Annotated in this window: 10 protein-coding genes and 1 riboswitch; of the genes, 5 read left to right on the top strand and 5 right to left on the bottom strand. The window is 54.9% G+C overall.

Annotated features, from left to right (window positions below; translation table 11 throughout):
• Positions 1-50: 50 nt before the first annotated feature.
• The 4 genes from panS to ACRQ84_RS16605 all read right to left on the bottom strand — a co-directional run bounded on the left by panS (position 51) and on the right by ACRQ84_RS16605 (position 4,250).
• Positions 51-974: a ketopantoate/pantoate/pantothenate transporter PanS gene (gene panS, locus ACRQ84_RS16620; protein WP_483816618.1), complete on the bottom strand. Its 924-nt coding sequence runs from the start codon at positions 972-974 to the stop codon at positions 51-53.
• 175 nt (positions 975-1,149) lie between these two features.
• A complete protein-coding gene (gene aqpZ / locus ACRQ84_RS16615; protein WP_064737955.1) occupies positions 1,150-1,842 on the bottom strand; it encodes an aquaporin Z in 693 nt (230 codons plus the stop codon).
• 264 nt (positions 1,843-2,106) lie between these two features.
• Positions 2,107-3,462 (bottom strand): lysine-sensitive aspartokinase 3, encoded by a 1,356-nt coding sequence (gene lysC, locus ACRQ84_RS16610; protein ID WP_064737956.1) that lies wholly within the window; start codon positions 3,460-3,462, stop codon positions 2,107-2,109.
• A gap of 111 nt (positions 3,463-3,573) precedes the next feature.
• Positions 3,574-3,768: riboswitch (Lysine riboswitch) on the bottom strand.
• A gap of 347 nt (positions 3,769-4,115) precedes the next feature.
• Positions 4,116-4,250 carry a hypothetical protein gene (locus ACRQ84_RS16605; protein ID WP_483816617.1) on the bottom strand — a complete coding sequence of 45 codons (135 nt, stop codon included), beginning with the start codon at positions 4,248-4,250 and terminating at the stop codon, positions 4,116-4,118.
• 90 nt (positions 4,251-4,340) lie between these two features.
• Between ACRQ84_RS16605 and pgi the strand changes: the two genes are divergently transcribed.
• The 5 genes from pgi (at position 4,341) to ACRQ84_RS16580 (ending at position 10,304) form a co-directional block, all read left to right on the top strand.
• Positions 4,341-5,987: a glucose-6-phosphate isomerase gene (gene pgi, locus ACRQ84_RS16600; RefSeq protein WP_064737957.1), complete on the top strand. Its 1,647-nt coding sequence runs from the start codon at positions 4,341-4,343 to the stop codon at positions 5,985-5,987.
• A 523-nt stretch (positions 5,988-6,510) separates the two neighbouring features.
• Positions 6,511-6,759 carry an exopolysaccharide production protein YjbE gene (gene yjbE, locus ACRQ84_RS16595; protein WP_007891326.1) on the top strand — a complete coding sequence of 83 codons (249 nt, stop codon included), beginning with the start codon at positions 6,511-6,513 and terminating at the stop codon, positions 6,757-6,759.
• A 73-nt stretch (positions 6,760-6,832) separates the two neighbouring features.
• Positions 6,833-7,480: a YjbF family lipoprotein gene (locus ACRQ84_RS16590; protein WP_483816616.1), complete on the top strand. Its 648-nt coding sequence runs from the start codon at positions 6,833-6,835 to the stop codon at positions 7,478-7,480.
• Positions 7,477-8,214, top strand: a complete 738-nt coding sequence (locus ACRQ84_RS16585) for a capsule biosynthesis GfcC family protein (RefSeq protein ID WP_064737959.1) — start codon at positions 7,477-7,479, stop codon at positions 8,212-8,214. Before ACRQ84_RS16590 ends, ACRQ84_RS16585 begins: the two co-directional genes overlap by 4 nt.
• Positions 8,214-10,304: a YjbH domain-containing protein gene (locus tag ACRQ84_RS16580; protein ID WP_483816615.1), complete on the top strand. Its 2,091-nt coding sequence runs from the start codon at positions 8,214-8,216 to the stop codon at positions 10,302-10,304. The genes ACRQ84_RS16585 and ACRQ84_RS16580 overlap by 1 nt, the downstream gene beginning before the upstream one ends.
• A gap of 217 nt (positions 10,305-10,521) precedes the next feature.
• Here the strand turns inward: ACRQ84_RS16580 and metH are convergent, their stop codons facing one another.
• Complete coding sequence (gene metH / locus ACRQ84_RS16575) at positions 10,522-14,187, bottom strand: methionine synthase (protein ID WP_483817943.1); 3,666 nt, start codon at positions 14,185-14,187, stop codon at positions 10,522-10,524.
• Positions 14,188-14,214: the final 27 nt, after the last annotated feature.

Here is a 14,214-nt window from a genome sequence, read left to right as displayed (position 1 = left end):
GCGATCGTAGGGTCGCCATTCATGGCGACCACTGTTCATGGCGACCGCGATTATTTCTTCTTTTTATCGATCGGTTTACCTGACCAATAGCCGGCCAGCAGCGAACCTGACAAGTTATGCCATACCGAGAACAGTGCGCCCGGCAGTGCTGCCAACGGCGAGAAGTAGAGTTTGCCCAGCGTGGCCGCCAGTCCCGAGTTCTGCATGCCCACTTCCAGCGCCAGCGTGCGGCAGGTGGATTCATCGAAGCCAAACAGCTTGCCGCCCCAGTACCCGCCCAACAGACCAATGGCGTTATGCAGTATGACCGCCACAATCACCATCAAGCCGACAGAACCGATAAAACCCTGGCTGCCGGCTACCACGGCGCTGATGATCAGCAGAATACACACCATCGAAAACGCCGGCAGATAAGGCTCAACGCGGCGCACCACACTGTTCATTGAGTGGTGGATGATCAGGCCGAGGCTGATCGGAACCACCACGATTTTCACGATGCTGAGCAGCATGCCGACCACATCCACCTGAATGTGCGTATCAACGTAGAAACGCGTTAGCAGCGGCGTGGCAAAAACCCCCACCAGCGCCGATACGGATGAGATGGTCACTGACAGCGCCACATCGCCTTTCGCCAGATAGATCATCACGTTAGACGCAGTGCCGCTGGCCACACTGCCGACCAGGATCATGCCTGCTGCGAGGTCCGGTGGCATCTGGAATAGCTTCGCCAAACCCCATGCGGCCAGCGGCATCACCAGATAGTGCAGGAAGGTACCGGCAATCACCGGCGCCGGACGTACCAGCACGCGTTTGAAATCGTCAATATTTAGCGTCACGCCCATGGCGAACATAATCAGCATCAGCAGATACGTTACCCACGGACCAATGCCGAGAAAGGTGGTGGGAGAATAATAAGCAGCGACCGAGAGCAGTACGGCCCAGAGCGGGAACAAGCGGGTAAGTGTGCCGAGCATAACCAGACTTCCTTAGGGATTTTTTTAATATTGCCACAGATGAAATGTCGCGCAGGGAACGACCACAGCGACGGACGCGGGATCATAACATTTCATTATCTTGACGTAAGGCGGGAAGTCGCTTGCGGGGGAAAATGCGGATCGGCTGCTGCCGATCCGCTGAAATACGGCGAAGTTACTCTGCTTTTTCCAGTACAAAGCGGTAGATCGCACCACCAATCGCAGCACCGATAATCGGTAACAACCAGAACATCCACAGCTGCTCCACTGCCCAGCCGCCCTGGAAGATGGCCACACCCGTACTGCGCGCCGGGTTAACTGAGGTATTGGTCACAGGAATGCTCACCAGGTGGATCAGCGTCAATGCCAGACCGATAGCCATCGGCGCAAAACCGGCCGGAGCACGTTTATCGGTCGAGCCCATGATCACAATCAGGAACACTGCGGTCAGCACCAGCTCGGCGATCATACCTGCCTGCAGGCTAAAGCCGCCCGGGGAATGTACACCGTAACCGTTCGACGCGAAGCCGCTCGCCGCTGCATCGAAACCGGCTTTACCGCTGGCAATCAGATACAGCACGCCTGCCGCCGCAATCGCACCAACCAGTTGCGCGATGATGTAAGGTACGACCTGCGCCGCCGGGAAACGTCCGCCAACCGTCAGGCCGATGGTGACCGCCGGGTTAAAATGGCCGCCTGAGATATGGCCAACGGCAAATGCCATCACCAACACTGTCAGACCAAATGCCAGCGCGACGCCGGCAAAACCGATACCCAATTCTGGAAACGCCGCGGCCAACACCGCACTACCACAACCGCCCAACACCAGCACAAAGGTGCCAAGTGTTTCAGCCACTAATCTTTTCAACGCTATTCCCTCAGATAATTTAATGTTTTCGCGGCGGGATTATCGTTTTTAGCGATCGAAGCGCAACCACTCAATGAGAGAACAGTGTGTTTTTTAGGCGATTTCAGCGAAAACAAGACATGTCTCGCGAGTGATAATGGGGATCATCAGAAACGTCTGGATAGAATGACTGGCTGCCGCTGCGCTTGAATTATTGTTTAATAAAATTAACCAATAAAAAAGCCGGACCAGGTCCGGCTTGATGCAGCATGCTAACAATTTGACTTAGGAACCAAATAGATTCTTGTGCAGCGCGCGTACCACTTCTTCCGCATCCGGCGTTGGCACCAGGAAGCAAAGGTTATAGCTGCTGGCACCGTAGCAAATCATGCGCAGATTAAACGGTTCCAATGCGCCGAACACTTCTTTACCGACGCCGCAGGCTTTCGACAGGTTGTTGCCGATGATCGCCACCAGCGCCAGGTTCTCTTCCACTTCCACACGGCACAGCGAAGAGAGCTCGGTCAGCAGCGCCTGCGTCAGCAAACTGTCACCCGTGGTGGTCGAACCGGTGCTATCCAATGTTAGCGCCACGCTCACTTCAGAAGTGGTCACCAGATCAACGGAGATGCTGTGGCGCGCCAGAATGTTAAACACCTCGGCGAGGAAGCCGTGTGCATGCAGCATATTCAAGCTGTGCAACGTGACCAATGTCTGCTTGCGACGCAGTGCCAGCGCGCGGAACAGCGGTGGATTTTTGGTTTCATTGCACACGCGCGTACCGCCCGCGGCCGGATCTTTACTCGAGCCGACAAACACCGGGATATCGCTGCGTACAGCCGGCAGCAAGGTGGCCGGATGCAGCACTTTAGCACCAAAGATCGCCATTTCCGCCGCTTCTTCGAAGGTAATCTCTTCGATGCGTTTAGCCGTGGAAACCACGCGTGGATCGGTGGTGTAGATACCGGCAACATCGGTCCAGATATCGATACGCGCGGCCTGCAGCGCTTCGCCCAGCAGCGCAGCGGTGTAGTCACTGCCGCCACGGCCGAGCGTGGTGGTGCGGCCTTTAATTTCGCTACCGATAAAGCCCTGAGTCACCACCAGCGCTTGTGCAATACGCGGCTGCAGTTGGGTCGCTGCCAGCGCTTTCACCGTAGCCACTTCCGGCTCCGCACGACCAAAACGATCGCTGGTGCGCATCACTTTACGCACGTCAAACCATTCGCTGTTCACCTGACGCTCGCGCAGAATCTCTACGAACAGCAGCGTCGACATCAGCTCACCGTGGCTCACCAACTCATCGGTCAGCGCGTGCGACGTCGCCAGCGAGGTGGCCTCAGATAACATGGTGATGTTTTCCAGCATGCGATCAATTTCGTCGCGGATGACATCCGGCGACTGCAAACGATCGATGATGGCGTATTGAATTCGGCGGATTTCATCCAGCAGGTAAGCGCGCTGCGCTTGTTCCTGGCCTTCAGCAAGGGCAACCAGCAAATTGGTTACGCCAGCGGAAGCAGAGAGCACCACTAAGCGGGTATTGGCATCCGACAGCACAACATCTGCGCTGCGATTCATAGCATCAAAATCGGCAACGCTGGTGCCGCCAAATTTAGCCACGATAAGATTTTGAGACATGTTACGAACCCCGTGTCAGGTTATCTTTCTTCCGTTTTTGGGGCGGAAGACATAGTAGCAGCCTAGGCACAAGAGAAGAGCAGAATTGGGCAGACAAGATCAGGAGACAAGTCACCCAGAAGCGCTTCACCTTGCGAAGCGTCCGACTGTGGACGATTCTGGTGACAACCCAGAGGATTCAGCCCCTGCAGCCGACAGTGCAACACCCCGCGTGTTGCCCCACCTCGGCGTCACACCCCCTGATGTGTTATCTGCGGATACGGATCCTCAAACACACTGCCTGGGCGACGCGCCTCTTCTGGCTTACACCCGGAGGTGTAAGTAGCGCGCATAAAGTACTGATTATTTTCCCCCCCTGTCCATACCCTTCATACTTCAAGTTTCAGGTGCGTTGGCTGCGTGTATTCACCTCAGTCACTTACTTCAGTAAGCTCCTGAGGATTATGAGGCTCATAATGAGCCTCACCCTTCGGGCCAGCGCTAGCGCTGTTCAAATCGGCCAAGCCGATTTGTCATACACTTGCCGCCTTCCTGAACCTCGAATAATTTTGGGTAGACTTGCTTTAGGTCGAGGATTTGCTCACTTTTACACTTCGGTAAACGCATCGTTGAACAAACGCGGTGTCCCACGTCGACCTAAAGTAGAGTCCGAATCAGACAAATGCGGCTTTTTGCTGATGCGGCACAGGGAATTTTCCTGGCGCTACGCTGACAATCGCCGCCGGATTTACCTGAAACACTGCGGCCACGGTCACAAATTTTTTCCCTTCGCTTGTAACTGTGGTCATACTCATTCCCGTCGCAAGAATGCTATGGATGCCGGGCGAGCAGGATGCCCCGGATGGAATGACGGTTCTTATATCAACTAGAGTGTTGCCATGAAAAATATCAATCCGACACAAACCGCAGCCTGGAAAGCGCTGCAGCAGCATTTTGAGCAGATGAAATCGGTGCAAATCGCCGACCTGTTTGCGCAAGATGCCGATCGTTTTGCGAAATTCTCTGCCACTTTCGATGACCAGATGCTGGTGGATTTCTCAAAAAACCGCATCACCGAGGAAACCCTCGAAAAATTACAGTCGCTGGCTAAAGAAACCGATCTGGCCGGCGCCATCAAATCGATGTTCTCTGGCGAGAAGATTAACCGCACCGAAGAGCGTGCGGTACTGCACGTTGCCTTGCGTAACCGCAGCAACACGCCAATTGTGGTGGACGGCAAAGATGTGATGCCGGAAGTCAACGCGGTGCTGGCGAAGATGAAAGGCTTCTCCGAGCGCATCATCAGCGGCGACTGGAAAGGCTATACCGGTAAAGCCATTACTGATGTGGTGAACATCGGTATTGGTGGTTCAGACCTCGGCCCCTTCATGGTGACCGAAGCGCTGCGTCCGTACAAAAATCACCTCAACATGCACTTTGTGTCTAACGTTGATGGCACGCACATCGCCGAAACGCTGAAAGATCTCAGCCCGGAAACCACGCTGTTCCTCGTGGCATCAAAAACCTTCACCACCCAGGAAACCATGACCAACGCCCATAGCGCGCGTGACTGGTTCCTGAAAACCGCGGGCGATCAGCAGCATGTGGCGAAGCACTTCGCTGCGCTGTCGACCAACGGTAAAGCGGTGGGTGAATTCGGTATTGATACCGATAATATGTTCGAGTTCTGGGATTGGGTTGGCGGTCGCTATTCACTGTGGTCAGCAATCGGCTTGTCGATCATTCTGTCTATCGGCTTCGAGAACTTCGAGCAGCTGCTGAGTGGCGCGCATGCGATGGATAAGCACTTCGCTAACACGCCTGCCGAGCAGAACTTGCCGGTGCTGTTGGCGCTGATTGGTATCTGGTACAACAACTTCTTTGGTGCCGAAACCGAAGCCATTCTGCCGTATGACCAATACATGCATCGCTTTGCTGCTTACTTCCAGCAGGGCAACATGGAATCCAACGGTAAATATGTCGATCGCGAAGGCAATCCGGTGGATTACCAGACTGGCCCAATCATCTGGGGCGAGCCAGGCACCAACGGTCAGCACGCGTTCTACCAGCTGATTCATCAGGGCACCAAACTGATTCCGTGCGACTTTATCGCACCGGCGCTGAGCCACAACGTGCTGACCGATCACCATCCGAAGCTGCTGTCGAACTTCTTCGCACAGACCGAAGCGCTGGCGTTTGGTAAGTCACGCGATGTGGTAGAGAAAGAGTTCACCGATGCCGGCAAATCTGCCGAATCGGTCGCGCACATCGTGCCGTTCAAAGTATTCGAAGGTAACCGCCCAACCAACTCAATCCTGCTGCGTGAAATTACCCCGTTCAGCCTGGGTTCACTGATTGCGCTGTATGAGCACAAGATCTTCACCCAAGGCGCGATTCTCAACATCTTCACCTTTGACCAATGGGGTGTTGAGTTGGGTAAACAGCTGGCAAACCGCATTCTGCCAGAGCTGGAAAATGAAGCGGAAATTAGCAGCCACGATAGCTCCACCAATGGCTTAATTAATCGCTACAAATCCTGGCGTTAATTTCTCGGCCAATATGAATAAGGCGGCGTGATTGCCGCCTTTTTTCTGCCAGCCAGTCGACAATCCGCGCAATATTGCTATTTCTTCCCGCTTTGCCGCTTAGAAAATTCTTAAAATAGGCTAAGGAAAATCGGAACTTTATTTGATTGACGCCTACACTATTAATTAAAAAATGGTCCTATTTCGTTATTAACCATCGGCTATCCGTATGATTGATTTATCATTTTTATTTAAGCCACTTCAGGAAAATCTGATTATTCCTATTCCGTACCAATAGTTAATGAAAAAGTGAAAAATCCTGCCTTGATAAGCCCAACCACGTAATTATTCCACCCTGAGAAAAAACTGCATTTAAAAAAAGCAGCTAACGCCAATTCGCCGCATTTATCACCAGACACGCCTGTACTTTCCGCCCTCTTTTTCTGTTGCTGAACTCTGGTAATTTGTTGCCCTATACTGAACGCGCCCGAAATCTGGGTAAATCCTACATTCATTGATTCATATAAATGCAGGAAACGTTGTTATGAAAAAACTGATGGTTGCTGGTGCAGCCTTACTTTACGTTGCCGTTTCTTCCGCTGCGATTGCCGCGCCGGAAGAAGCTGGTGCTGCAGCAGGCGCGCAGGCGGGAGCAATCTCTGCCGGTGCGTCTACCGCTGTGGGTATCGGCGCGCTCGGTGCGTTAGTGGGTCTCGGCATTGCTGCTTCTGGCGGCGGTGACGGTGCAAATACCGGTACAACAACAACCACCACAACGAGCACCACTCGTTGATGTAGCACCTTTAAGCATAACCACACATCCGTGTGGTTATTTTTTGCTTGGCTTATTTAGACAGGGATACACAGTGCGCCGACTCTCTTTGCTACTTCTTTGCCTGTTGTTGCAGGCCTGCACACAAACGCAAAAAGGCCTCGAACAAACCGTGATGCTGGCCGTGAACGGTCCGGATGATGTCACGGTCACCGACGAACAGGTTGCTAACCTGCCCTACGCCAGCCTCTATGCCCGCATCAATGAAGGTCCGCGCATCTTCGTGGTGCTCGGTTACAACGAAAACGACCAACAGAAGTGGATCACCCAGGATAAAGCGATGCTGGTGATGCAGCATGGCCGTCTGGTCAAAACGCTGGGTTTACCGAGCAATCTCGCTGACGTCAGTAACCTGGCGCAGGATCCGCTCGCCGATGGCTTGCATCTGCAAAACGGTGCCAGTTGGACGCGCGTGGTGCAGTGGCGCGAGCAAGATAAAGTACGTGCCGCCACGGCCGTTTCCCATTTCGAACGCGGTGACGATACGGTGCTGGATATCGCCGGTGAACGTGTACCGTGTCGCGTCTGGCATGAAACCGTGCGCATGGAGAGCGTAGGCGCGGAGTGGCAGAACACCTTCTGGATCGATAACCGCGATGGCACGGTGCTGCAGGCCAACCAGATGCTGGCCGCCGATGCCTTCCCAGTTGAAATCACTATTCTGAAGCCGGCGAAATCATGAAAAAAACAACTCCAATGCTGGCAGCGTTGACGCTGCTCACGGCTGGCCACGCGCTTGCCGCGGCTCAAGTGACCGTGCACGACGTGCAGGGCAAAAACACACTGCAAATCAACGATGCGCAGAATCTCAGTCAGTTACTTACCAACCCAGCACTGCGCAGCTGGTGGCCGGGCACGGTGATTGCCGAACGTGGCGCAACTGCGGTAGCACAGCAACAGCAGAAACAGCTGCTGGCAGATCTGCGCGCCTGGCAAGCCGACAGCGGTGAGTCGCTGGCCGCGACCATCGGCTCCGTTATCCACCAGCTTGGCACGGTGCAGGTGACGGGCCGCCAGTTCACCTCGCTTGATCCCGACGAGGTGCGCCTGCGTCAACAAGATAACCGCACGCTGCAAGGCAGCTACGACCTCTACACGCTGACGCAACCCACGCAGGTGCTGGTGCTGGGTGCATTAAGCAATCCGGGTAAAGAGAGCTGGCAGCCGGGCCGCGAAGTGCGTGATTACCTCGACGGCCACGATCGTCTGTCCGGCGCGGAACGCAGCTATGCCACGGTGATTGCACCGTCTGGCAGCACGCAGCAAGTTCCGGTCGCTTACTGGAATCATCGCCACATCGAAGTGGAGCCCGGCAGCATTATCTGGCTCGGTTTCACTTCATGGAGCCTGCCTTGGGGCCAAAGCGATTTGAATGCGCGCATGCTTTCCGTTCTGACTCACCGGATACCAGAGTGATGAAAAAACAATTACTTATCAGCCTGTTGGCTGCTTCTGTTTCCGCCGCTTGCCAGGTGCATGCGGAAACCTGGCCTGAACCGGTCGGCCCTTCTCAATCGGATTTCGGCGGCGTTGGTCTGATGCAGACGCCTACCGCGCGTATGGCGAAAGAGGGTGAATTTAGCGTTAACTTCCGTGATAACGATCAATATCGCTACTATTCTGCTTCACTGCAGCTGTTCCCGTGGCTGGAAACCACCGTGCGCTATACCGACGTACGTACCCGCAGATACAGCGCGGTCGAAGGTTTCAGCGGCAACCAAAGCTATAAAGATAAAGCCTTCGATGTGAAGCTGCGTTTGTGGCAGGAGAGCTATTGGCTGCCGGAAGTGGCGGTGGGTTCACGCGATTTAGGCGGCACCGGCCTGTTCGACAGTGAATATTTGGTGGCGAGCAAGGCATGGGGCCCGTTCGATTTCACCTTAGGTCTGGGCTGGGGCTACCTCGGCAACAGCGGCACCATCAAGAATCCGTTCTGCTCCTACAGCGACAGTTTCTGTAGCCGTACCGGCGGTGGCGAAGCGGGTTCGATTAACGGCTCGCAGATGTTCCACGGTCCTTCAGCACTGTTTGGCGGCGTGGAGTATCAAACGCCGTGGCAGCCGCTGCGCCTGAAGGTTGAATACGAAGGTAACGATTATCAGGATGATTTTGCTGGTCGTCTGGATCAACGCAGCAAGGTCAACGTCGGCGCGATTTATCGCATCACCGACTGGGCGGACATTAACGCCAGCTACGAGCGCGGTAACACCTTTATGTTCGGCTTTACCCTGCGCACCAACTTCAACGATCTGCATCAGTCGCATATCGATAGCGAGAAACCAGCGTATAACCCTCAGCCGCAGGGCGATCTGTTGCAGCCAACGGTAGTAGCAAACCAGCTAACGGATTTGAAGTACAACGCGGGTTTGAATGGCCCGCATATTCAGACCAAAGGCAGCACGCTCTATGTGTCTGGCGAGCAGACCAAATATCGCGACACGCGCGAAGGTGTCGATCGCGCCAATCGCATTATCATGAACAATCTTCCCGCTGGCATCGATACCATCGATGTCACCGAGTCACGCTTCAATATGCCGCAGGTGAGCACACGTACCAATGTGGCCAGCCTGCACAATGAACTGGCCGGTTATCCGCTGGGACATGAAAAGCCGCTGCAGCAGACGCGTGAAAATCCGCGCGATCCTGGTACCACCGAGCAAGGTTTCTTTATCCGCAAAGACCGTCTGAACTACAGCTTGTCGCCGGTGCTGAATCAGTCGGTGGGCGGACCGGAAAGCTTCTACATGTATCAGGTTGGCGTGATGGCTAACGCTGATTATTGGCTTACCGATCACCTGTTAGTCGGCGGCAGCCTGTTCGGTAATATTGCCAATAACTATGACAGGTTCAATTACAATGGCGCGCCAGCGGATTCCACACTGCCGCGCGTGCGTACCCATATTCGTGATTACGTTGAGAACAACGTTTACGTTAACGATCTGCAAGCCAACTACATGCAGTCGCTCGGCAACGGTTTCTATGGCCAGGTTTACGGCGGTTATCTGGAAACCATGTACGGCGGCGTCGGCGGCGAAGTGCTGTATCGTCCGATTGATAGCAACTGGGCTTTCGGCGTTGATGCCAACTACGTGAAACAGCGTGATTGGGACAACATGATGCAGTTCACCGATTACAAAGCGCCGACCGGGCATTTCACCGCGTACTGGCGTCCGTGGTTTATGCAGGACGTGTTGGTCAAAGCCAGCGTCGGTGAATATCTGGCGAAGGATAAAGGCGTAACGGTTGATGTATCGAAGCGCTTTGACAGCGGCGTGATGGTTGGCTTCTACGCCACCAAAACCAACGTGTCGGCGGAAGCGTATGGCGAAGGCGACTTCACCAAAGGCTTCTATATTTCGGTGCCGATGGATCTGTTCACCGTGACGCCAACGCGTGGTCGTGCGCAGGTGAACTGGGTGCCGTTAACGCGTGATGGCGGCCAGATGCTGGGTCGCAAATATCAGCTGTATGACCTGACGTCAGATCGCGATGCGCGGTTTAATTAATTGATTCATCAGCATTAATCGTAGGGTCGGCATGTATGCCGACCTTTTTTTGTGCATACATTTAAGAAGGTCGCCATGAATGGCGCCCCTACGGAGCAGGTTTTGTAGGGGCGCCATTTATGGCGACCCACGGAGCAGGTTTTGTAGGGGCGCCATTTATGGCGACCCACGGAGCAGGTTTTGTAGGGGCGCCATTTATGGCGACCGCGAGAAAGCGTTAATCCGCGTCATAACCCAGGTTCGGTGCCAGCCAGCGCTCGACGTCGGTGACGCTCATGCCTTTACGCGCCGCGTAATCTTCAACCTGATCGCGCTGAATCTGTGCCACGGCGAAGTACTTGCTCTCGGGATGGCTAAAATACCAGCCGGAAACCGCGGCGCCGGGCCACATGGCGAAAGATTCGGTCAGCTTCATGCCGGTATGTTTTTCCACATCCAGCAACTGCCAGATCGGCGCTTTCTCAGTATGTTCCGGACAAGCCGGATAACCTGGCGCCGGGCGAATGCCCTGATAATTCTCGCGAATCAGCTCTTCGTTGCTCAGGTTTTCATTAGCAGCGAAGCCCCAAATCACTTTACGCACCCGCTCATGCAGATATTCGGCAAACGCTTCTGCCAGACGATCTGACACCGCTTTAACCATGATTTTGTTGTAATCATCGTGCTGCTTGTCATACGCCTCAGCCAACGCATCCTCTTCTACCCCGGCAGTGACGGCAAACGCGCCGAGATAATCGGCTTTTCCGCTCGATTTCGGTGCCACGAAATCCGCTAAACAGTAGTTGGCGAAGTCGGTTTTCTCGGTCTGCTGACGCAAGTGATGGCTCACGCACAGCACCTCGTTGCGGTTCTCGTTGCTGTAAATTTCAATGTCATCGCCGACACGGTTGGCCGGGAAAATCCCCACCACACCGCGCGGTTTAAGCGTGCCGGTGCTGCTCAACATATCGAGCATCGCGTTAGCATCGGCAAACAAGCGTTGGGCCTCTTCGCCCACCACGTCATCTTCCAGAATGCGCGGATATTTGCCGGCCAGCGACCAGGTCATAAAGAATGGCGTCCAGTCGATGTAATTGCGCAGCGTTTCAATGCTGGCTTCAACGGAACTCACACCGAGGCGATGCGCCACCGGCGGCGTGTAACGTTCCCAGTCAATGGAATAATCATTATCACGCGCGGTCTGCAGACTCACCGGCGGTGTACGCGGCTTCTTACGCGCATGCTGAATGCGCACCGTGTCGTACTCTTTGCGGGTGCGCGCCACGAAATCCTCTTTCAGCGTATCGGAGAGCAGCGAAGACACCACGCCAACGGTGCGCGAGGCGTTCTGCACGTAAACGGTGGGGCCGCTGTAGTTCTGCTCGATCTTCACTGCGGTATGCGCTTTCGAAGTGGTGGCGCCGCCAATCAACAGCGGGATGGTGAATCCCTGACGCTCCATCTCTTTCGCTACGTTGACCATTTCATCCAGCGACGGCGTGATCAGCCCGGAAAGCCCGATAATATCGGCATTCTCGGCAATCGCGGTTTTGAGAATTTTATCGCTCGGCACCATTACGCCGAGGTCGATAATTTCGTAGTTGTTACATTGCAGCACCACACCGACGATGTTTTTGCCGATGTCATGCACATCACCTTTTACCGTCGCCAGCACGATTTTGCCGTTGCTGCGCCCGGCCTCTTTGCTGGCCTGAATGTAAGGTTCAAGATAGGCCACCGCTTGCTTCATCACGCGCGCTGATTTCACCACCTGCGGCAGGAACATCTTGCCCTCGCCGAACAGATCGCCCACCACGTTCATGCCGGACATCAGCGGCCCTTCAATCACCTGAATCGGGCGTTCTGCTGCCTGACGTGCTTCTTCAGTGTCTAACTCAATAAACTCGGTGATGCCTTTCACCAGCGAGTATTCCAGACGTTTTACCACGTCCCAGCTGCGCCATTCGGCCTGCTGTTTCTCCTGCTCGCCGTCGCTTTTGCTGCCGCGATACTTCTCCGCCAGTTCCAGTAAGCGCTCGGTACCATCGTCGCGGCGGTTAAGGACCACATCTTCCACTGCGTCGCGCAGCTCGGCAGGCAGATCGTCGTAAATCGCCAGCTGACCGGCGTTCACGATGCCCATATCCATACCGTTGCGGATGGCGTAATAGAGGAACACGGCGTGAATCGCTTCGCGTACCGGTTCATTGCCACGGAACGAGAAAGAGACGTTGGACACGCCGCCAGAGATCATCGCGTGCGGCAGCTCGCGTTTGATGTCTTCACAGGCACCGATAAAGTCCATCGCGTAGTTGTTATGCTCTTCGATGCCGGTGGCAACGGCGAAAATATTGGGGTCGAAAATGATGTCTTCTGGCGGGAAACCGACCTCTTCCGTCAGGATCTTGTAGGCACGACGACAGATTTCTATTTTGCGTGCACGCGTATCCGCCTGACCGACTTCATCAAACGCCATCACGACCATGGCCGCGCCGTAGCGACGCACTTTACGCGCGTGCTCGATGAAAGGTTCAACGCCCTCTTTCATCGAGATGGAATTAACAATGCCTTTGCCCTGAATGCACTGCAGGCCTTTCTCGATCACCTCCCATTTGGATGAGTCGATCATGATCGGCACGCGTGCGATATCGGGTTCGCCGGCAATCAGATTGAGGAAGCGCACCATCGCCGCTTCCGCATCCAGCATGCCTTCATCCATGTTGATATCGATGATTTGCGCACCGCTCTCAACCTGCTGGCGTGCCACATCCAGCGCTTCGTTGTATTTTTCTTCTTTGATCAGGCGCTTGAACCTGGCCGAACCGGTGACATTGGTACGCTCGCCAACGTTGACGAACAATGAATCAGCCTGAATATTCAGCGGCTCAAGCCCGGCGAGGCGGCAGGCCACTGGAATCTCGGGCAACTGGCGCGGTGCAACACCGTCCACCGCCGCCGCCATTGCCGCGATGTGTTCCGGCGTGGTGCCGCAGCAACCGCCGATAATATTGAGGAAACCAGCGCGCGCCCACTCACCAATTTGCTCGGCCATAATCGCGGCATCGAGATCGTATTCACCAAACGCGTTGGGCAAACCGGCATTCGGGTGCGCAGTCACGTAGCCTTCGGCAATGCGCGACAGCTCCGCCACATATTGACGCAGTTCATCCGGACCGAGCGCACAGTTCAGTCCGAACGACAGCGGTTCGGCGTGGCGTAGCGAGTTATAGAAACCTTCGGTGGTTTGGCCGGAGAGCGTACGACCAGAAGCATCGGTGATGGTGCCCGAGATCATTAGCGGCAGCTTAACGCCCATCGCTTCCATCTCGGTCTGCACCGCATAAATCGCCGCTTTGGCATTCAGCGTATCGAACACCGTTTCGATCATGATCAGGTCGGAACCACCCGCAATCAGCGCATGGGTGGATTCACGATAGGCTTCCACCAGCTGATTGAAGGTGACGTTACGGTAGGCAGGATCGTTGACGTCCGGCGAGATGGAACAGGTACGGTTGGTGGGGCCCAACACGCCCGCCACGTAGCGCGGACGATGTGGCGTTTTCGCCGTCCATTCATCTGCGCTGGCACGCGCCAGTTTAGCCGCTTCGAAATTGATCTCCGCCGACAACGCTTCCATCGCGTAATCTGCCATCGCAATGGGGGTGGAGTTGAAGGTGTTGGTCTCCAGAATATCCGCGCCGGCAGCGAGATAGGCATCGTGGATTTCGCGAATCACATCCGGCCTGGTCAGCACCAACAGATCGTTGTTGCCCTTCAAATCGGACGGCCAGTCGGCAAAGCGGCTGCCACGAAAATCCTGCTCGCTCAGTTTATAACTCTGGATCATGGTGCCCATACCACCGTCCAGAATCATGATGCGTTGCGCCAGCTGCTGCTGCAGCATTGCTGTTTTGTTGCTCACTCTTGCCCC

This window comes from Pantoea sp. E2023-21 (assembly GCF_051302795.1).
Classification (GTDB): domain Bacteria; phylum Pseudomonadota; class Gammaproteobacteria; order Enterobacterales; family Enterobacteriaceae; genus Pantoea; species Pantoea ludwigii_A.
Note: the sequence above shows the minus strand (reverse complement) of the source record. Positions and strands in the feature narration are given on the sequence as shown.

What these genes read in the sequence shown, in the direction of transcription:
- panS (WP_483816618.1), bottom strand. Translation starts at nt 974, where the DNA reads ATGCTCGGCACACTTACCCGCTTGTTCCCGCTCTGGGCCGTACTGCTC.
- lysC (WP_064737956.1), bottom strand. Translation starts at nt 3,462, where the DNA reads ATGTCTCAAAATCTTATCGTGGCTAAATTTGGCGGCACCAGCGTTGCC.
- ACRQ84_RS16605 (WP_483816617.1), bottom strand. Translation starts at nt 4,250, where the DNA reads ATGACCACAGTTACAAGCGAAGGGAAAAAATTTGTGACCGTGGCCGCA.
- pgi (WP_064737957.1), top strand. Translation starts at nt 4,341, where the DNA reads ATGAAAAATATCAATCCGACACAAACCGCAGCCTGGAAAGCGCTGCAG.
- yjbE (WP_007891326.1), top strand. Translation starts at nt 6,511, where the DNA reads ATGAAAAAACTGATGGTTGCTGGTGCAGCCTTACTTTACGTTGCCGTT.
- ACRQ84_RS16585 (WP_064737959.1), top strand. Translation starts at nt 7,477, where the DNA reads ATGAAAAAAACAACTCCAATGCTGGCAGCGTTGACGCTGCTCACGGCT.
- ACRQ84_RS16580 (WP_483816615.1), top strand. Translation starts at nt 8,214, where the DNA reads ATGAAAAAACAATTACTTATCAGCCTGTTGGCTGCTTCTGTTTCCGCC.
- metH (WP_483817943.1), bottom strand. Translation starts at nt 14,187, where the DNA reads ATGCTGCAGCAGCAGCTGGCGCAACGCATCATGATTCTGGACGGTGGT.